This is a genomic window from Metabacillus hrfriensis (assembly GCF_030127205.1).
Taxonomy (GTDB): Bacteria; Bacillota; Bacilli; order Bacillales; family Bacillaceae; genus Bacillus_P; species Bacillus_P dongyingensis.
Genome location: NZ_CP126116.1, coordinates 1815835 through 1834434, shown reverse-complemented (window position 1 = coordinate 1834434; position 18600 = coordinate 1815835). Strand labels below are relative to the sequence as shown.

Below are 18600 nucleotides of genomic sequence, written 5' to 3'. Positions count from 1 at the left end.
ACCGGTCAGCACGGCTCCGCCTATCGGAGCTTGACCATGGCGCTTGTTAATATGTAATTCTTCAGCTCGTTAAGATCTCTTCAATACGCTGCAGCGCATTATACCCTAATGCAACGTCTGAAGCCTTCGCGTTTTCAATAATCTGCTCCGGGTGGGAAGAACCGACAAGGGTGCTTGCCACATTATGCTGCCTCAGCGTCCAGGCAAGAGCAAGCTGGGCAAGTGTGATGTCGTGGTCCTTTGCAAGCTGATCCAGAAGCTCCACTTTTCGGTTCACCATATCATTCAGGATTTTCTTCATCCATGAATTCACGTTTTCACCGGATGCACGGCTTCCCTTAGGGATTAAACCTTCTTTATATTTCCCTGTTAAAATCCCCTGTGCAAGCGGTGACCACACAACTTGTGAAACGCCGGCATTTTCGCACATTGGAATAATTTCTTCTTCAATATCACGGTGTAACATATTATACTGCGGCTGATTCACAATGATCCGGTCAAGCAGGTAGCGGTCAGCCACACTCATGGCTTCCTGTATTTGCGCAGCCGTCCATTCGCTGACTCCTGCATATAAGATCTTCCCTTGGCGAATAAGATCATCAATTGCCCGCAATGTTTCATCAAGAGGTGTTTCATGATCATATCTGTGACAGTAAAAAATATCGACATATTCAAGATCCATCCTCTTTAAGCTTGCATGGACCTGTTCCATAATATGCTTTCTTGATAACCCCTTATCGTTCGGCCCGTCCCCCATTGGCCAGAAAGCTTTTGTCGTCAGAACATATGAATCCCTTGGAAACGACTTAAGTGCCCTTGACATGACAATTTCTGCTTTTCCGCGCTCATACACATTCGCGCTGTCGAAAAAGTTGATTCCCGCTTCATACGCCTTATGAATTATGTCTGCTGCTGACCGCTCATCAACTGTTTTGCCGAATGTAAGCCAGCTTCCAAGACTGATTTCACTCACTTTTAACCCTGATCTTCCTAGCCTTCGATATTGCATCCCTATTCCCCCTGCTGTACATGATGAAATTCCTTTGTCTTTAACTTATCAGAAATTTCAAAAATCGTAAAGGGAGAGAAGTGTTCACCTATCGACATTAACCGACAAGATGGATCATTTCCTTCTATATCTTTGTGATTATTAGCAGGAATATAATAATATGCTGAAAAAAATAACCTCATATGGCGAAAAAACAAGAATGAATTCTTTCGCTATCTTTTTTGGTTTTTTTTCGGCTATAATATGGCTATTACATACATGCACGAAAAGGAGTTCAACCATGACTGAGGTTTTAATCGGCAGTACGTTATCAGCTCTAGCAACAGGATTTGGAGCACTTCCCATTCTGTTTCTTCAAAAAACCATTACGCATAGATGGAGAGATATCCTGCTCGCCTTTACAGCAGGCATCATGATGGCTGCATCAATGATGAGCCTTCTGCCTGAGGCACTGAACCAGGGTGGAGTATTTCAGGTTTGTGCGGGACTTTTTCTGGGCGTGCTTGTTTTAACAACACTTGAAAAGAAAATCCCCCACATCGATCTTGAACATTCGAGATACGGAATCGAATTTGACCAAAAGGCAATGCTGATTGTTGCTGCCATCACATTGCATAATCTGCCTGAAGGATTATCAGTTGGTGTAAGCTACGCATCAGATCAAAGTGAAACTGGAAATTTGATCGCTTTCGCCATCGGGCTTCAAAATGCTCCAGAAGGATTTTTGGTTGCCCTGTTCCTTATTAACCAGAATATCGGCAAATTTAAAGCCTTGCTAATCGCGACGATGACAGGTGCTGTTGAAATTGTCACTTCGCTGCTTGGTTTTTATTTAACTTCATTTGTAGAAAACCTTGTACCTTATGGTCTGTCTTTTGCAGCTGGAGCCATGCTGTTCATCATCTATAAAGAATTGATTCCCGAAAGCCACGGGGACGGCAACGAGCGGAATGCGACCTATTCATTTATTCTCGGCATTCTCTTTATGATCGTACTGATTGAAGCCTTATAAGAAAAGCTCCAAAACATATAGTCAAACCAAATACTCCCCCGAGTAACGGGTTCCTTTTTGGATGCGGAAAACGTTTTTCTCAAGTTGGCAAGTAAAATATCAGGTTATTTGGTTAAGTGAATAGCACAATAAAACGCCCGACTTATTTATCTGGGCGTTTTTATATTTATATTAAGAATTGAACAAAATTCATTTTGTTTCCCGTTAATTCATATGCCAATTGGAATGGCGGTTGATTCCTCAAACTGGACCTCTCTCGGATTTTGGGGAATCATAGAGCGCGATTGATTCCTCAAATAGAACTACTCTTTGAATTTAGGGAATCATTGAGCACGATTGATTCCTCAAATAGATCTGCTCTTAGATTTTAGGGAATCATAGAGTACGATTGATTCCTCAAATAAATCTGCTCTTGGGTTTTAGGGAATCATAGACGGCGGTTGATTTCCCGAAACACGATTACTCAAAAGCAGTGATACTCAATTGTGCAGATAGTAACTGAAAACCTTCAAACTAGCTTTGGGCAGGCATGCTGAGTCCGTAAAACCGCTCTCCCCTTATTCTTCAGCACACCAAGATGTTAAAATAACAATAAAAAAAGGTACAAATTGCTGTGCAATTTAGTACCCTTTTTCAACTATGTTCAGTTTTTCCACTCATAAAACGGAGCCTGTTTCTCCCGCGAGTATTAGGTTTTTTATATAGTTAAGCCATCTCTTGCCGTCCATTTCTTCATAGACTCAATAAATTGCAGAAATGGTGGATTCGTTTTATTTTCTTCTTCAAAAAGAATTTGCTGATATTTATTTAGCAGCATGTCCAATTCCTGACTGCATTGAACAGCGCCCTCGCACGTATATCCGCCTGCTCTTGCTGTATCGATCATTTCCTTGCGTTTAGAATCAATACTTGCCAATAATTGAGACTTGCTCATTTCAATTGTCATTTTCTTCCCTCCGCCTCATCTCTTAAGTATCTATATTGGGAATAAATATACAAATAAATTATTACAGATACTTCTATACTTGTAAATAGATTAGCAATATTCGACAATAATATTGAGAAATAATATGACAATTTTGTTAATTTTATTTAATACCAAGTTTTTCCCGAATTTGCGAGAGTTTAAACAAATAATGCCGGATTTATTATAAAAGAAAAAAGAGCTCTCAGGCTCTTTAATAAGGATCTGCTTCATGACCAAATTTATCAGCTTTTTCTACTGTTTCTTCAGCAGCTGCAGAACTGGACATTTGACTGGATTATTCCAGACTTTCAGCTAAACACACGCCATAACGTTTGTCAAAATTTGTAAAATATTCAATCGTTTTTGCTGCTATGTCCAATATTAAAAGGCATAAACAACTTTATTGGCAAAGAAAAACAGCAGATCGAATAGCTCGGCTGCTGTTTTTTTAATGAAATTCCTTTTACTTTGTTAATACTTTTTCTCCGAGATTCACATCATCAACTGACGTTACCCGGAAATCTTTTTCTTCCAGCTTCTTAATTATTTTATTCAGCTTTTTCTCAGAAACGTCATGGGAGAGATTGATGATGATTCTTCTTAAATATGTATCGCCATTATCGAGTGTCAGGAGTCCTTCGATGTTCACATCCTTAATCGTTGAGACAAGATCTTTAATCGCGCCTTTATGCTCTTTCGTGCCGACTGTCAGAATATAACCGCCTGTCTTCATTCCAAACGAATCCTCAAGTACATCCATGACATTACCATGCGTAATAATGCCTGAAAATTCCTCTTTATCATTCAGCACAGCTAAAAATGGAAGACGTCTGATGGTAAGGAATGTCTTAAAGAATGAATCCTCTTCATAAACAAAAGCATCCTGATCCTGAATCAGAGCCTCGATCGAATCCTCATCCTTGCCCTCCTTTTCTACATAATGATCCAGGAGATCAACTTTATAGATTAAGCCGGCAAACACTGTGCCATTCTCTCTAAGAACGGGAATGCTCCGATACCCTGACTCCTTCAGCAATTCATAAGCTTCCTTTACCGTGCTTTCCGCCTTACAGTATCTTACATCCTCTTTTTTCACGAAATTGTAGCGAATCTTCATCTTTCCAATCCTCCCTTTTATGCTTATTTATTGTTGAAAATTTACCATAGAAACATCAGAGAGTAAAGAAAATTAAAATGATTTTGAATTTTCTTCTGGCCCTGCTCATTTTCTTGCATCCAGCTTAAGGATTTTAGTGCTGTTAATTATGTTCGATTGGATTCAGATTGTGCTCGCTTTACAAGGTTTTCTCCTCCTTGATTCAAATTGCATAAGTCAAAGTTTATTTTAAATCATTCTGTGCAGCTGATGTCCTATTCGAATCATTCATTCTTGTTCTGCTGACTAAAATCCTTTACTTTCAGAATAAAAAAACCCCCTTCACCATCAAGGTGAAGAGGATTTCCAATTATGCCTGCTGCTCTTCTTTTTCGTAAATTGGCACCCAGCCTTCAGATGTAACGAAAATGCGGACTGCGACAACTTTGCGGTCCTCCTGAAGAGTAAAGTAGTGGCGTATGTTTGGCGGTACGGAGATTAAGTCGCCGGGGTTGAGTTCAACATCAAAAAATGAGCCGTCTTTTCCCTGTATGATGAATATGCCGTGGCCGCTGACGATGAAGCGTACTTCGTCATCTGTGTGATGATGCTCCTGCTGAAAATTTTTCAATAGTTGATCAAGATTCGGCGTGCTCTCAGATAAAGAGATGACATCCTGTGCCTTGTAGCCGCGACGCTCTGAGATGTCTGCGATTTCATCCTTGAATACTTGCAGAATTTCCTCTTTTTGCTCATCAGCAAGACTGTAATTCTCTCTTAAAGCTTCCGGCAGCTTCTCGATATCCCAGTGCTCATAAATGACTTCTTGAGACTCAAGAAAGGCAGCTACCGCCTTTTGATCAGCGATTCTTTCATTTGTTTCCTGTAATCGTATCGTTGCCATTATAATTCCTCCTATTGTTAAGCTCTTAATGTGAGCGATTTAGCTTGTTTTAAAGATAGGACTTTTAAATGATAGGAAAATAGAAATTCACATGCTTCCAGCACTTTTTTGGCTTCGAAAGCATCCTTGCCCCAAACGGTAATGCCATGATTGCGGATCAAAACAGCACCGGAGTTTCCGTTCACATACTTGCCAAAGTCAGCTGCGAGATCCGGTATATGAGCCGCATTTTCAATAATCGGAATATGCCACTCTGCATCTTCTTCCCAAAGACCAAATGCTTTAATGATTTCCTGTCCTTTAAACGTAACGCCGCCGTCATCGCCGTAGAGCTCAGAGATGACATTGTTGTCAACAGTATGGACGTGGAGGCTGCAGCCTGCGTTCGTACGATTATAGATTTCAACATGAAGCAGGGTTTCAGCAGAAGGCTTCAGCTTTGTTTCTTCAAGGGCAGCTCCATTCTGATCGACCAATAGGAAATCTTCATCCGTTTCAATCCGTTTATCCTTACCGCTTGAAGTCACTAAAAACGAGAGCGGCTCTGTTTTTACCTTAATCGCGAGGTTTCCGCTTGTACCTGGAAACCAGTCCCTCTCAGCAAGCTCGCGTTTAACCGCTGCAAGCTCGCGCAAGCGTTGATTTAAAAGACTCATGATACCGCCTCCTGCTTTTTCTTAAGTCTATCTATCACATCAAAGAACGTAGTAAATTCCTGATGCGGAAGGTCTAAAGACTGGCATTTTCCCAGAAGAAAATCTCTTGCAAACACAAAGTCTGCAAGTTTTGCAGCCTCTAAATCCGTAACTGAATCACCAATGACAATGACTTCCTGATCAGGAGCAGCAAGCTTCCTGATTAAACTCGGCTTGCAGCAGCCACAGTCATTGCTGCACTGATCATCACATGAGTTTGGCCATAAGATTTCAATTGCCTGACCGCTGAAATCACCTGCATTGCAGTAAACACGGTCCCTGTCAACCAAGCCATTCAACAATGGGTGAACAAAAAAATCAATGCCTCCGCTTACGATATACAGAGGGATTTCTTCCTCCTCCGTATATTGAACAAATTCACGGAATCCATCGCGAAGCTGAGCCGTAAAAAGCAAGTATTGAATAATATCATATTTCAGCTCTGATGGAATCAGCCGAAACATCTTCTCTACTCCTGCCCGGACAGAAATCCGCTGTCTTAATACATCATCCTTTAAAGCATTCCATTCTGGCGGTGCAAACTTCTTCATGATGGCAATAATGTTGTCATTGTTTGTTATTGTTCCGTCGAAATCACAGATGATAATCGGCTTGCTCATTTGCTCACTTCCACCTGCCCCCAAAGATCCAGCGCGATTCTCAAATCCGCATTTTCATTTGCTTTTTCAGTCAAGGAGATGCCTTGTAATGCCGCATCGATCGCTGCACGGAAAGCTTTTCCGCCTGCAGCAGCGCCGTTTGGATGTCCGTGGACACCTCCGCCTGCGTTAATCACGCTATCTAACCCGAAATCCTGGATTAAGATAGGGACGAGTCCTGGATGAATCCCTGCTGAAGGCACAGGGAATGTTTCCTTCAGGAGCACGTTTTCTTTACAAGCTGCACCTATGGAAAGGGCCGCTTCCCGCTCAAGCGCAACACTTCCATAAGGGGATGGAAACAGAGAAAAATCGGCTCCGCTGTATCTCAGCAATTTTCCGAGTAAAAGAGAATGCGAGATTCCATATAGTGAGGATGATGCCAATGCACCGCTGACAGCTGGATGAGCCATAAGCGGAATGTTGATGTCTTTGTCCTCTGCCAGGCTTTGAAGCACGTCAAGGCCGTAGGCAAAAACATTAAGCAATAGGGCATCTGCTCCAAGCTCTGCCGCACGCTTTGCTTTTTCTTTTAAATCATACGTTTTGCCTGATAAATGAACCGCGTACATCGCCTTATGACCGGTCTCCTCATAAACCTTGTTTAACACTTCTTTTCCGGCAGTAATCCGCTGGTCAAAAGGTGTCAGCGGATTTTCAAAAAGAATTTCATCGTCTTTCACCAAATCAACCCCGCCAAGCACCTGATCTTTAAGCTGATTCTTTAAAAAAGCGAGATCACGTCCGATGACACCTTTAAAAATACTCATAAGCAAAGGTCTGTCATATACACCAAGTTTTTCACGGATGCCGCTGATGCCGAATTTAGGACCTTGAAACTCAGCAAGAATATCTTCTGAAAAATCCAGGTCCTGAAGCTTTACTTCGCCGTCAAGAGACAGTTTTCCAAACACAGTCGCAAGAATCGCCGGCAAATCATGGCTGAAATTTACGCCAGGGTAAAAAATTTTAACGATGCCTTTTTTAACGCGTTTGTTTAAAAAAGCTGAAACCTTATCATCAGCCTCAAATTCTTCTACAGAGATGACCTTCCCTTTGTGCTGCTTCAATTGTATCTGAGTCAGTTCCGGAAGATCCGTCCAGGACCCAACGGTTAACCCAAGGGCAATCCCTTCTGCTTTTTTTTCTAAGTTTTTTTCATCATGGATGAGATAGGTTGCTGTAATGCCGCTCATGTTTGTACCGCCTTCCATAACAGTTTTAGAAATGCGCAAGCGCCAGTTTAGCTCAGGCATGGCAAAACCAGCAGAAAAGTCCGGTTTTGACTTTTTTGTTCTGGCCGAGGAGCTGGACGACTCAGTTTGCCATCAATGCGCAAAATTTTATACATTCTAAATAAATAAAAAAGGCCCCTTTCCGCTAATCGAAAAGAGACCTTATCTGACTTGGCTAAGATCCTTATCTATCAGCGAAATGCTGCAAGATTTAGCACCGTGCTTAAACCTTGGTTTAAGTCGGTTGCCGGGCTTCATCGGGCTAGTCCCTCCACCTGCTCTTGATAAGAATGGCTTATTTATTTTATGTTCTGAATAACCTGAAATTAATTTGGATTATAACATTTTTTCAAAAGACTGTCAACCGCCATTTTAAAATAAATTCAAAGATTTTATCCGTGCTGCTGCTTCTCTCAGTCTTTCTTCTGAGGTTAAAAGTCCTGCCCTTACATAGCCTTCTCCGAATTTCCCAAAACCGACACCCGGCGCCACACAGACATGTGCATGAAGGAGGAGATATTCGGCAAAGGATTCTGACGTATAGCCTTCCGGAACAGGCAGCCAGGCAAAAAACGACCCTGGCGGCGCTTCAACCTGCCAGCCAATTTCGTTAAGAGCAGTTATGAATGCATGGCGTCTGCTTTCATACCGCTCCACCAATTCATCCACACAGCTCTGTGATTCAAGCAGGGCAGCTGCAGCAGCTTCTTGGACAGCACTGAACACACTGACAAACATGTGATCCTGCAGCAGATTAATCGCTTCAATGACACTTTCATTGCCAATCGCAAAGCCAATCCTCCAGCCCGCCATATTATACGTCTTCGAGAGTGTATAGATTTCTATCCCAGTTTCTTTCGCTCCTTCAACTTCCAAAAAGCTGACAGGTTTTTTTCCGTCGAACCCAATGGCGCCATAGGCAAAATCATGAATCACACAAATTTCATTTTCTTTTGCAAACGCGACTGTTTCTTCAAAGAATTCTTTTGAGGCAACAGCACCGGTCGGATTGTTCGGGTAATTCAGAAACATTAGCTTTGCCTGTTTCTTCGCTTCTTCAGAAAGTTGCCCATAATCCGGCAAAAACTGATTATCTTTTACCAGCGGCATAAATTCCATCCTGGCCCGGGCAAGCTCTACCCCAGACCAATAGTCAGGATATCCGGGATCCGGCACGAGAACTAAATCATCCGGGTCCAGTAAACATTGCGGAATTTCAACAAGCCCCGCTTTTCCGCCAAACAAAATGGCCACTTCTTTGTCAGCATTAAGTGTTACACCATACTCCCGCTTGTAAAATTCCGCAATTGCTTCTTTAAGAAATTTCTGTCCGCGGAACGGGGAATATTTGTGATAGTCCGGATTTTCCGCTGCCTCCTGAAGAGCCTTAACAATGTGGGGCGGTGTCGGCTGATCAGGATTCCCCTGTCCAAGATTAATAACGTCATGTCCCGCTTCGATACTTGCATTCACTCTTGCTACGAGACTTGCAAAAAACTGCTTTGGAAGCTTATTTAATAACTGTGATTGATTGAAGTTTTTCATGTTTTACACCTTCTCAAAAAATTCTTGAAATTCTAGTGAAAAATCATATATTGTTAGAGTCAGCTTGTAAAGAAAAATTTTCGAGGCGGAGATGAAGATTGATGAATCCAAAAGTGGCATGCCTGCAAATAGACCTTGTTTTTGGTGACCCTGAAGCAAATATTGAAACGGTAAAAAAAGAAATAGAAAAAATAGCAGCATCTGAAAAACCTGACGTAATTGTTCTGCCTGAACTGTGGACAACAGGCTATGATCTTACTAGGCTCGACGAGATCGCAGACCCAAACGGCAGCAAAACAATCGCTCTGGTCAGCAGTCTGGCTAAAACATATGAAGTTAATATTGTGGCAGGTTCTGTTGCGAAAAAAACAGAGGCAGGCGTCACGAACACAATGTATGTTTTTAATCGCCAAGGCGAGCTTAACCATGAATACAGCAAGCTGCATCTTTTCAAACTGATGGATGAGCACCTTTATCTAAACGGCGGAACCGAAAAAGGCCTGTTTCAGCTTGACGGTCTGCAAAGTGCCGGAGTGATTTGCTATGACATTCGATTCCCTGAATGGATCCGCGTTCATACAGCACAAGGAGCAGAAATCCTTTACGTTGTGGCAGAATGGCCGCTCCCAAGACTGCATCACTGGAGATCCATGCTGATCAGCCGTGCAATTGAAAATCAATGTTTTGTTGTAGCCTGCAACCGCTCAGGCAGTGATCCGAATAATGAATTCGCCGGTCACTCGATGATAATCGATCCGTGGGGAGAAATTTTAGCTGAAGCCGGGACAGAGCAAACCTCGCTTACGGCAGTCCTTCAGATGGAGAAAGTTAAAGAAATCAGGAAACAAATTCCTATTTTCAAAGACAGACTTCCTGATTTTTACTCTTAAAAAAAGTATTGACAGTTTTTCGTCATACCTGTTAACATTCAGAACAAGTGATAAATTCCAAATTGTGCGAATACATTTTTTTATCACCAACCTTTAATTTCATACTATCTCTTATCAAGAGTAGGCTGAGGGATTTGGCCCGATGACGCCCAGCAACCGACCGTAAAACCATTGTAAAATGGGGCGCAGTTTTTTATGCGCGGGGAGATTACTCCTACAAGGCACGGTGCTAATTCCAACAGAAAGAAGTTCTTTCTGGCAGATAAGAGGTGCGAAGCCTATGCCTTCAAGCCTCTTTCACTGTGGAAGAGGCTTTTCTTATTGCCCGAAAAGCCTCTAATTATAAAACTGGAGGGTTATAAACCATGTCAAACTATCGATCATCTGCTTATGAACCGTTAACTGAAAGCGCCGCTGTAGCTCTTGTCACCAGACTGGGGTTGTTTGAAGAAAAAAGTGTCCTGTCATGCAGGGAAATTGGCGACGGCAACTTGAACCTTGTTTTTCACATTGTAAATCAGAATCAAAATGGAATCATCATCAAACAAGCCCTTCCGTATGCAAAAGTAATCGGCGAGAGCTGGCCGCTTACTCTTGACCGCGCCAGAATCGAAAGCAGCGCCCTGCTGAAGCAGGCTGAAGTGGCAAGTGCATATGTGCCAAAGATTTACTACACGGATGAAACTTTAGCGATCACAGCAATGGAGGATCTCTCACATTTGCAGATTGCTAGAGCCGGATTGATAGAAGGCAGAGAATTCCCGCTATTAGGAAGACATATCGGCGAATTTTTAGGAAAGACATTATTCTATAATTCTGATTTTGCACTGAATCCGCAGGCAAAAAAGCAGCTGGTCAAACAATTTTCGAATCCCGACCTTTGCAAAATAACTGAAGATTTCGTCTTTACCGACCCGTTTTTCGACTATGATTCAAACAGCTTTGAAGAAGAGCTGAGGCAGGATGCTGAAAACATTTGGAATGATAGTCATTTAAAGCTTGAAGTGGCTAAATTAAAGCATAAATTTCTCACAGAAGCTGAAACGCTTGTTCACGGAGATCTTCATACAGGAAGTATTTTTGCAAGTGAAACGGAAACGAAGGTAATTGACCCTGAATTTGCCTACTATGGTCCGATTGGATTTGATCTTGGACATTTTTTCGCCAATCTTTTAATGAACGCCATTTCCAGAGATGAAGCAAATCAGCAGGTTCTTTTAGATCATATCGAGACCGCATGGGCCGTTTTTGAAGAAGAATTTTCAAAAGCATGGAAGAATGACAGTCTGGAAGCTTTCGCAAAAGTTGACGGCTATCTTTCTTTTATCCTGGAGAAAGCATTTGAAGATGCAATTGGTTTTGCCGGCATTGAAATCATCAGACGCACGATCGGTCTCGCTCATGTAGCGGATCTTGATTCCATCGAGCCTTATGAGCGCAAAATTGAAGCAAAACAGCGTGCGCTTGATTTAGGAAGCAAGCTTGTGAAAAATCGTCAATCGATTAAAACGACTGCCGACCTTGCAGAATCTTTTAAACAAGTACCTGTCAGATAAGGAGAATTCATCATGTCATTTACAAATACAATTATTCCCCGTTCTGTCGAATGGAAAGAAACGTATATCCGCCTGCTTGATCAGCAAAAACTGCCTGCTGTGACAGAGTATATCAAACTTCAGACGATTTCAGACGTTTGGGAAGCGATTAAGGCATTAAAAGTGCGCGGTGCTCCTGCAATCGGAATAACCGCAGCTTTTGGGCTTGCGCTCGCTGCTAAACAGTATGAAACCGAGAATTTAGAGGAATTTCACCTGCTGCTTGACCGCGATCATGATTATCTTGCAAGCTCAAGACCTACTGCTGTTAATTTATTCTGGGCCCTTGGCAGGCTTGTAAAAAGCGTGCAGGGTGCCGTTTCCGTTAACGAAGCGAAAACCGACCTGCTTCATGAGGCCATTCAAATCCAAGTAGAAGACGAAGCAACGTGCCGCAGAATTGGCGAGCATGCCCTCCCGCTTTTTAAAAACGGCGATTCCGTCATGACGATCTGCAATGCTGGATCAATTGCTACTGCACGTTACGGCACGGCTCTCGCTCCCTTCTATCTTGCTAAAGAAAAAAACATCAGTCTATCCGTTTATGCATGTGAAACCCGCCCTGTTTTGCAAGGGGCGCGTCTGACCACATGGGAGCTCCTGCAGGCAGATGTCGATGTGACGCTGATTACGGACAATATGGCTGCACACACGATTTTTTCAAAAGGCATTTCCGCCATCATTGTAGGGGCAGACCGCATTGCGGCAAATGGGGATACTGCCAATAAAATCGGGACGTATAACCTGGCTCTTTTAGCTGGCGCCTTTCAAATCCCGTTTTACGTAGCCGCACCTCTTTCTACTTTTGATACTGAAACGAAAAGCGGTGCAGAAATTCCAATTGAGGAACGGGATCCCAAGGAAATTACGCATTTTGGCGGGCAGCAGATTGCCCCGGATCACGTTAAAGTGTTCAACCCTGCTTTTGACGTAACTCCCCATCATTTGATCACGGGAATCATTACAGAAAAAGGCGTTTTATCCGGTGATTACAGCTCAGAAATTCAGAAAGTATTTAAGGGGGAATTCTAAAGTGAAAGGGTTTAAGCAGGCATTTATTTTACTTACATTGTTTGTCTTTCTTTTAACCGGGTGCACAAGTGAACAGGATGCTGCATCCGATACAGAACCAAAAGCTGCAGAAGAGAAAAAAGAAGAAACGGCTGCGGCTTCCGGCAGCACCGAAGTACCTGAAGCCGTGCAAAAACCGCTGAAAATTGCAGCGATCATGCAGATGTCAATTGGAACATTTTCTTCTCAATACATCTCCGGTGTTCAGGAGCAGGTCAAAAAGTTCGGCGGATCTGTCCAAATTTACAACGCCGATAACGACTTATCAAAAATGGCTACATATGTAGAAACAGCCATCACGCAAAACGTTGATGCTATTTTAATTGACCACGGCCGTGCAGATGCCCTCCAAGGCCCTGTAGAAAAAGCTGCAGCCAATGGAATCCCTGTAGTAGCCTTTGACAGTGACATCGATGTAGACGGCGTAACTGTCATTGACCAGGACGATTACAGCCTTGCCTGGAAATCACTTAAAACATTAGCTGAAGACTTAAACGGCGAAGGTGAAATCGTTACGGTTTGGGTCGCCGGCTTTACGCCAATGGAAAGACGCCACACCATCTATGAAGCGTTCAAACAGCGTTATCCAAACATTAAAGAAGTGGCTAAATTTGGTACTGCAAGCGCCAATACCGCTTTAGATACTCAAACACAGATGGAAGCCATTTTGAAAAAACATCCTAATAAAGGCGATATTGATGCCGTCTTTGCAGCATGGGATGAATTTGCAAAAGGAGCAACGCGGGCGATCAAGCAAGCCGGCCGTGATGAAATTAAAGTATACGGAATTGACTTAAGTGATGAAGACCTAGAGCTGATGCAGCAGGAAAACAGCCCATGGGCAGCGACTGCTGCCACGGATCCTGCCGAAGTCGGCCGCGTACAGGTTCGCTTTGCTTATCAAAAGATCGCCGGTGAAGAAACACCTAACATTTATTCCTTGGAACCGCATCTTGTTGAAGGATCAGCTCTTCCGGATCAATCTATTAAAATGGACTCTCTCTCAGAATATGTTCCAGGCTGGGGCACTTCAGCGGTAGCCACTTCACCATGGATGAAAACACTTGAAACGAAGGGGGAATAAACATGAGCTCCCTCATCATGGATGACATATACAAATCTTTTGGCGAAGCAACTGTCTTAAAAGGCGTTTCCTTTACTGCCAAAAAAGGCGAGGTTCATGCGCTTCTCGGAATGAATGGCGCAGGCAAAAGCACGCTGATGAAAATCCTGTCCGGTGACTGCAAGCCCGATCATGGAACCATTCACATAAACGGCAAAGCTTCTGTCTTTCATCATCCTTCTGATGCTAAAAAAGCTGGAATTGGGTTTGTTGTTCAGGAAGTGGACACTGCCCTCTTCCCAACTCTCACAGTCTATGAAAACGTGGCAAACATCCCTGATCAGAAGTCAGCTGCCATTTCTTACAGAAAGCTTAAAGCTGACGCAGAAAACCTGCTGCAGAGGGTTGGCCTCAGCATTAATGTCAGCAAGCTCGTTCAGGAGTGCACTCTGCAGGAAAAGCAGCTGATCTTACTTGCAAAAACCCTTTCTGCATCTGCTGCTTACATCATTTTAGATGAGCCGACAGCTCCTCTCAGCGATACCGAAACCAAGATTCTCTTTAAAATCATCAGGCAGCTGCGCGCAGAAGGTGCAGCGATTATCTATATCTCTCATAAGCTCTCAGAAGTAAAAGAGATCTGCGACAGAGTGACAATTTTACGGGATGGCAGCGTTGTACACAGCGGTGATACCGCTGATATCGAAATTGCAGAGATCGTAAAGCATATGATTGGCACCGCTTTTCAAATTGAGAAGAAAAAAACTAGAAAAACATTCGATAAACCTTTATTCCATGCAGAAAATATAGTGGTTGAAAAGTTCGGCAGCAAACTAAGCTTCAATGTTCATGAAGGAGAAATTGTAGGAGTAGCAGGTCTTGCAGGAGCTGGAAAAACAGAGCTTGCTGAGGCTTTATATGGCCTAAGCTCCACTAAAGCTTTGATTGAGCTCAGCGGAAAACGGGTTAAAATCACCTCCCCTGCAGCCGCCATTAAATCAGGCATTTGCCTGATTCCTGAAGAGAGAAGAAAACAGGGATTGTTTGTTCATGAACCTGTATCGGTGAATTTGTCGATCCAGTCGCTTCGCTCCATCGCAAGCAGCCTGTGGATTTCAAAGCAAAAGGAACATGCCTTAGCCAACCGGCTGATCAGCAGGTTAAACATTTCTGCAGCATCCCCTTCTATTTCCACAAGTCTGCTGAGCGGAGGAAACCAGCAGAAGGTCGTAATTGGAAAATGGCTTAACACTGATTCTTCTCTCTTTCTTTTCGATGAACCGACAAAAGGGATTGATGTAGGTGCAAAAAAAGAAGTATTTCAGCTGATTCACAAGCTTGCGGCTGAAGGAAAAGGAATTGTCTATTTTTCCGGTGAGTGGGAGGAACTGCTGGAGGTTGCCGACCGCATCATTATTTTAAATAAAGGAAAAGTGGCCAAAGTCCTCACACACGAGGAAGCAACGATTGAAAAGCTCATTTATTATGCATCAGGAGGTGAAGATGATGGAGGAAGCCGTCGTCATCAAGACAAAAAAACAAAGGAGCATTCTGCCCTTTTTGTATAAACACGGCACGATGCTCGTCATTTTAGCAGTTACCATCTACTTCAGCATCGCGGTGGACGAATTTTTAACCTATTCGAATTTCAGTGACATCCTGCGGTCCATTTCAATCGTAACGTTTGTTGCAATCGGCATTACCTTTTCTCTGATTGTTGATGGTTTTGATTTATCTGTGGGCTCCACTGTCAGTCTTGCCACAATTGGAAGTGCGGCTGCTCTCGTATTATTCAGACAGGAATTGCTGGTTGCGCTGATTATCCCAATCGTGATCGGTATCGCAGTTGGATTAATCAATTCTTTTTTAGTCGTAAAAGTAAAGCTTCCGGATCTGCTTGCAACACTTGCAGTCATGTATATAGTAAACGGTATTCACTTGACGTACACAAAGGGGTATTCCATTTATAACAGCATGCCTCTTGAAGGCGGCGGTACTGCAACTGGGAAATTTATTCCGTCCTTTCTGTTCATCGGACAAGGCAGTTTATTTTCCATCCCATTTTCAGCTCTGCTGATGATCATAACTGTCATTCTTGTTCACCTGTTTTTGCAGTATACGAAGCCCGGCCGGCTATTTTATATGACAGGCGGAAACCGGGAAGCTGCAAGACTGTCAGGTATACCTGTTAACCGATATCGTACATATGCCTATGTGCTGAGCGGCGTTTTTGCAGCGATTGCAGGAATTATCCTTGCATCACGTATTGGGACCGGACAGGTTTCTGCCGGTGCCCCGCTTTTAATGGACGGAGTAGCTGCTGCGTTCATCGGCATTTCCGTCTTCGGAGCAGGCAAACCAAATGTCATTGGCACGTTCTTTGGTGCCATCCTAATCGGCATATTGCTGAACGGGTTAACCATGCTGAACGTTCCCTATTATGCTCAGGACATCATTAAAGGAGCAATTTTAGTCGGTGCGCTGGCATTGTCACATTTACAAAAAAAGTAGAGCGAAAACCGCTCTACTTTATTTTTTTCTTATAATGATAGATCGGCCTATTCTCATGCAATCCTTCTTTAAAAGCTGTAAAACCCATCCTCTTCCAGAATGAATTCCCTCGTTCATTATTTGTGAGCACCCCGAGTCTGATTTCACTGAAACCCTCCTCAGCAAGAACTTCTTCTGCCGCTTCATATGCAAGCTTCGCAAGTCCCTTGCCCTGAAAATCACCATGAATGATAAACAAACCAATCCATGGTTTGCCGTCATTCGGATTCAGCGGACAATATTCAATAAGGCCGATGGTTTGCTGATCATGTTTTATCATAAATCGCTTTGCGTTTACTGCTTTTCCTTCTTCACGTTCTTTCTCCAAGTCTTCTTCCGTTACATCCGGTTTTCCGCTTGAAATAATATTAAAATCCGGATTGGAATTCATGATTTCAAGCTCATATTGAAGATGTTCTTTGCCTCTTGGCTCCAGTTTGATCATATTCCCCCTCCTATTCAATTTTCGCCCATAATTCTTTAGGATTAAGTTCATAAATTCCATCTTCCCGGTACATGATGTGATTGATGATAAATTCCCTTCGAAGTGTTGCAAAATCCTCATGAAATCTTTTGATGTATTCATTGATCTCTTTTTCAGGATATTTTTTGCCAGCTTCAAAACCTTTTGCTAAATGATAAAGAACAATAAGCCTTCTTTTCCGCTGAGGCGGAATGGTTTTCAGCTTGCCATCCTTTGTTAAATAATTCCCGAGTATCTTTGTATGCTCCCCTGTTTTTTCTTGATTCATTTCAAGCTCCCCTTTGCCTGTTACGATTTCCATCATGCCGAGTGACAGCTGCTGCAGCAGTTTTTCATTCACTTGAAAATATATGGTATTCTTGACCCTTTTTTCAGATATCAGGCTTATTTCTCTTAGCTTTGTCAAATGATGTGTAATGGTCGGCGGTGTCAGCCCAAGAATACCCGCAAGTGCCTGACCATTTTTAGGACCCTTGGATAAAAGGGCAAGAATTCGGATTCTGGTCGCATCTCCCATGACTTTGTGAAAAGTGACAAGTTTGTTCAGCTGCATTGATTTCCCTCCGATTAGATGTTTATCTAATTAGATGATAATCTAATTGTTAATTAGAAGTCAATCAAATAAGTGGCATTTTTTATATTTTTTCAGACGGATTAAATGGCACAGTTGTGCTGAGCAAAAAGGCAGCAGTAAATGAGGCATTCTTCATGGCTTTTATGTTCCAAATGCAGGCTTGTGAGTTAATTGCCGATTTTTGCGAATAGGATCATATTTTCTGCGAGTTGGAGACTCATTTTTACGAATTGGAACGCGGTTTTTGCAAATTGAACCACTGTATACGTGCTGGTCCTTATAAATTACAAGTCGTTAACAATCATTTAAACTGAATTAAATAATTAAATGGCCAAAGGCAGATAGAAATGAGGCATTTTTCATGGCTTTTCTGTTCAAAATGCAGGCTTGTGAGTTAATTGCCGATTTTTGCGAATAGGATCATATTTTCTGCGAGTTGGGGACTCTTTTTTACGAATTGGAACACGGTTTTTGCTAATTGAACCACTGTATAAGGGTTGGTCCTTATAAATTACAAGACGTTCAGCCTTATTTGACCTGCATATAATAATTAAATGGCCAAAGGCAGATAGAAATGAGGCATTTTTCATGGCTTTTCTGTTCAAAATGCAGGCTTGTGAGTTAATTGCTGATTTTTGCGAATAGGATCATATTTTCTGCGAATTGGAGGATCATTTTTACGAATTGGAACACGGTTTTTGCTAATTGAACCACTGTATAAGGGTTGGTCCTTATAAATTACAAGTCGTTCACCCTTATTTAACCTGCATATAATAATTAAATGGCCAAAGGCAGATAGAAATGAGGCATTCTTCATGGCTTTTATGTTCAAAATGCAGGCTTGTGAATTAATTGCCGATTTTTGCGAATAGGATCATAATTTCTGCGAGTTGGAGACTCTTTTTTACGAATTGGAACACGGTTTTTGATAATTGAACCACTGTATAAGGGTTGGTCCTTATAAATTACAAGTCGTTCACCCTTATTTAACCTGCATATAATAATTAAATGGCCTATTTTCTGCGAGTTGGAGACTCATTTTTATGAATTGGAACGCGGTTTTTGCAAATTGAACCACTGTATAAGGGTTGGTCCTTATAAATTACAAGTCGTTCGCCCTTATTTAACATGCATATAATAATTAAATGGCCAAAGGCAGATAGAAATGAGGCATTTTTCATGGCATTTCTGTTCCAAATGCAGGCTTGAGTTAATTGCCGATTTTTGCGAATAGGATCATATTTTCTGCGA

General features: G+C 42.4%; 17 protein-coding genes and 2 riboswitches. Of the genes, 7 read left to right on the top strand and 10 right to left on the bottom strand.

Going from position 1 to position 18600, the window contains the following annotated elements:
* Positions 1–61: 61 nt before the first annotated feature.
* Positions 62–1009, bottom strand: coding sequence for an aldo/keto reductase family protein (locus tag QLQ22_RS09055; protein WP_284016496.1), 948 nt, complete (start codon positions 1007–1009; stop codon positions 62–64).
* A gap of 280 nt (positions 1010–1289) precedes the next feature.
* Between QLQ22_RS09055 and QLQ22_RS09050 the strand changes: the two genes are divergently transcribed.
* A complete protein-coding gene (locus tag QLQ22_RS09050; protein WP_223441478.1) occupies positions 1290–2021 on the top strand; it encodes a ZIP family metal transporter in 732 nt (243 codons plus the stop codon).
* Positions 2022–2718: 697 nt separating this feature from the next.
* Here the strand turns inward: QLQ22_RS09050 and QLQ22_RS09045 are convergent.
* From QLQ22_RS09045 to QLQ22_RS09015, 7 genes are all read right to left on the bottom strand, one after another.
* Positions 2719–2967, bottom strand: coding sequence for an aspartyl-phosphate phosphatase Spo0E family protein (locus tag QLQ22_RS09045; RefSeq protein ID WP_223441476.1), 249 nt, complete (start codon positions 2965–2967; stop codon positions 2719–2721).
* A gap of 484 nt (positions 2968–3451) precedes the next feature.
* Positions 3452–4105, bottom strand: coding sequence for a cyclic di-AMP binding protein CbpA (gene cbpA, locus QLQ22_RS09040; protein WP_223441474.1), 654 nt, complete (start codon positions 4103–4105; stop codon positions 3452–3454).
* Between the two features lie 349 nt (positions 4106–4454).
* Positions 4455–4988, bottom strand: coding sequence for a 1,2-dihydroxy-3-keto-5-methylthiopentene dioxygenase (locus tag QLQ22_RS09035; protein WP_223441471.1), 534 nt, complete (start codon positions 4986–4988; stop codon positions 4455–4457).
* Positions 4989–5005: 17 nt separating this feature from the next.
* The gene (locus tag QLQ22_RS09030) at positions 5006–5644 is read right to left on the bottom strand and encodes a methylthioribulose 1-phosphate dehydratase (protein ID WP_223441469.1); all 639 of its coding nucleotides are present in this window, start codon (positions 5642–5644) and stop codon (positions 5006–5008) included.
* Entirely contained in the window at positions 5641–6303 is a 663-nt protein-coding gene (locus QLQ22_RS09025; RefSeq protein WP_284016495.1) for a 2-hydroxy-3-keto-5-methylthiopentenyl-1-phosphate phosphatase, read from the bottom strand. Before QLQ22_RS09025 ends, QLQ22_RS09030 begins: the two co-directional genes overlap by 4 nt.
* A complete protein-coding gene (gene mtnW / locus QLQ22_RS09020) occupies positions 6300–7538 on the bottom strand; it encodes a 2,3-diketo-5-methylthiopentyl-1-phosphate enolase (RefSeq protein ID WP_284016493.1) in 1239 nt (412 codons plus the stop codon). The genes QLQ22_RS09025 and mtnW overlap by 4 nt, the downstream gene beginning before the upstream one ends.
* Positions 7539–7758: 220 nt before the next feature.
* A riboswitch (SAM riboswitch) is annotated at positions 7759–7868 on the bottom strand.
* Positions 7869–7949: 81 nt separating this feature from the next.
* Complete coding sequence (locus QLQ22_RS09015; protein ID WP_284016492.1) at positions 7950–9122, bottom strand: pyridoxal phosphate-dependent aminotransferase; 1173 nt, start codon at positions 9120–9122, stop codon at positions 7950–7952.
* Between the two features lie 101 nt (positions 9123–9223).
* Here QLQ22_RS09015 and QLQ22_RS09010 point away from each other — a divergent pair, with 101 nt between their 5' ends.
* From QLQ22_RS09010 to QLQ22_RS08985, 6 genes are all read left to right on the top strand, one after another.
* Entirely contained in the window at positions 9224–10012 is a 789-nt protein-coding gene (locus tag QLQ22_RS09010; RefSeq protein ID WP_223441457.1) for a carbon-nitrogen family hydrolase, read from the top strand.
* A 108-nt stretch (positions 10013–10120) separates the two neighbouring features.
* Positions 10121–10281, top strand: a riboswitch (SAM riboswitch).
* A 96-nt stretch (positions 10282–10377) separates the two neighbouring features.
* A complete protein-coding gene (gene mtnK, locus QLQ22_RS09005; RefSeq protein ID WP_252208525.1) occupies positions 10378–11568 on the top strand; it encodes an S-methyl-5-thioribose kinase in 1191 nt (396 codons plus the stop codon).
* A gap of 12 nt (positions 11569–11580) precedes the next feature.
* Positions 11581–12639 (top strand): S-methyl-5-thioribose-1-phosphate isomerase, encoded by a 1059-nt coding sequence (mtnA, locus tag QLQ22_RS09000; protein WP_223441451.1) that lies wholly within the window; start codon positions 11581–11583, stop codon positions 12637–12639.
* A 1-nt stretch (position 12640) separates the two neighbouring features.
* Complete coding sequence (locus QLQ22_RS08995; RefSeq protein WP_284016490.1) at positions 12641–13762, top strand: sugar ABC transporter substrate-binding protein; 1122 nt, start codon at positions 12641–12643, stop codon at positions 13760–13762.
* A gap of 2 nt (positions 13763–13764) precedes the next feature.
* Positions 13765–15309 (top strand): sugar ABC transporter ATP-binding protein, encoded by a 1545-nt coding sequence (locus QLQ22_RS08990; protein ID WP_284016489.1) that lies wholly within the window; start codon positions 13765–13767, stop codon positions 15307–15309.
* The gene (locus tag QLQ22_RS08985; RefSeq protein WP_223441441.1) at positions 15245–16252 is read left to right on the top strand and encodes an ABC transporter permease; all 1008 of its coding nucleotides are present in this window, start codon (positions 15245–15247) and stop codon (positions 16250–16252) included. The genes QLQ22_RS08990 and QLQ22_RS08985 overlap by 65 nt, the downstream gene beginning before the upstream one ends.
* A 13-nt stretch (positions 16253–16265) precedes the next feature.
* On the opposite strand, the gene QLQ22_RS08980 is transcribed toward QLQ22_RS08985, so the two are convergent.
* Both QLQ22_RS08980 and QLQ22_RS08975 read right to left on the bottom strand, forming a co-directional pair.
* The gene (locus QLQ22_RS08980; RefSeq protein ID WP_223441437.1) at positions 16266–16736 is read right to left on the bottom strand and encodes a GNAT family N-acetyltransferase; all 471 of its coding nucleotides are present in this window, start codon (positions 16734–16736) and stop codon (positions 16266–16268) included.
* A 10-nt stretch (positions 16737–16746) separates the two neighbouring features.
* On the bottom strand, positions 16747–17328 hold the full coding sequence (locus QLQ22_RS08975; RefSeq protein WP_223441434.1) for a DUF2087 domain-containing protein: 582 nt from the start codon (positions 17326–17328) through the stop codon (positions 16747–16749).
* Positions 17329–18600 lie beyond the last annotated feature (1272 nt).

What these genes read in the sequence shown, in the direction of transcription:
- QLQ22_RS09025 (WP_284016495.1), bottom strand. Translation starts at nt 6,303, where the DNA reads ATGAGCAAGCCGATTATCATCTGTGATTTCGACGGAACAATAACAAAC.
- QLQ22_RS09055 (WP_284016496.1), bottom strand. Translation starts at nt 1,009, where the DNA reads ATGCAATATCGAAGGCTAGGAAGATCAGGGTTAAAAGTGAGTGAAATC.
- QLQ22_RS09045 (WP_223441476.1), bottom strand. Translation starts at nt 2,967, where the DNA reads ATGACAATTGAAATGAGCAAGTCTCAATTATTGGCAAGTATTGATTCT.
- QLQ22_RS09010 (WP_223441457.1), top strand. Translation starts at nt 9,224, where the DNA reads ATGAATCCAAAAGTGGCATGCCTGCAAATAGACCTTGTTTTTGGTGAC.
- QLQ22_RS09050 (WP_223441478.1), top strand. Translation starts at nt 1,290, where the DNA reads ATGACTGAGGTTTTAATCGGCAGTACGTTATCAGCTCTAGCAACAGGA.
- QLQ22_RS09030 (WP_223441469.1), bottom strand. Translation starts at nt 5,644, where the DNA reads ATGAGTCTTTTAAATCAACGCTTGCGCGAGCTTGCAGCGGTTAAACGC.
- mtnW (WP_284016493.1), bottom strand. Translation starts at nt 7,538, where the DNA reads ATGAGCGGCATTACAGCAACCTATCTCATCCATGATGAAAAAAACTTA.
- QLQ22_RS08985 (WP_223441441.1), top strand. Translation starts at nt 15,245, where the DNA reads ATGATGGAGGAAGCCGTCGTCATCAAGACAAAAAAACAAAGGAGCATT.
- QLQ22_RS08975 (WP_223441434.1), bottom strand. Translation starts at nt 17,328, where the DNA reads ATGCAGCTGAACAAACTTGTCACTTTTCACAAAGTCATGGGAGATGCG.
- QLQ22_RS09015 (WP_284016492.1), bottom strand. Translation starts at nt 9,122, where the DNA reads ATGAAAAACTTCAATCAATCACAGTTATTAAATAAGCTTCCAAAGCAG.
- QLQ22_RS09035 (WP_223441471.1), bottom strand. Translation starts at nt 4,988, where the DNA reads ATGGCAACGATACGATTACAGGAAACAAATGAAAGAATCGCTGATCAA.
- QLQ22_RS08980 (WP_223441437.1), bottom strand. Translation starts at nt 16,736, where the DNA reads ATGATCAAACTGGAGCCAAGAGGCAAAGAACATCTTCAATATGAGCTT.
- mtnA (WP_223441451.1), top strand. Translation starts at nt 11,581, where the DNA reads ATGTCATTTACAAATACAATTATTCCCCGTTCTGTCGAATGGAAAGAA.
- cbpA (WP_223441474.1), bottom strand. Translation starts at nt 4,105, where the DNA reads ATGAAGATTCGCTACAATTTCGTGAAAAAAGAGGATGTAAGATACTGT.
- QLQ22_RS08990 (WP_284016489.1), top strand. Translation starts at nt 13,765, where the DNA reads ATGAGCTCCCTCATCATGGATGACATATACAAATCTTTTGGCGAAGCA.
- mtnK (WP_252208525.1), top strand. Translation starts at nt 10,378, where the DNA reads ATGTCAAACTATCGATCATCTGCTTATGAACCGTTAACTGAAAGCGCC.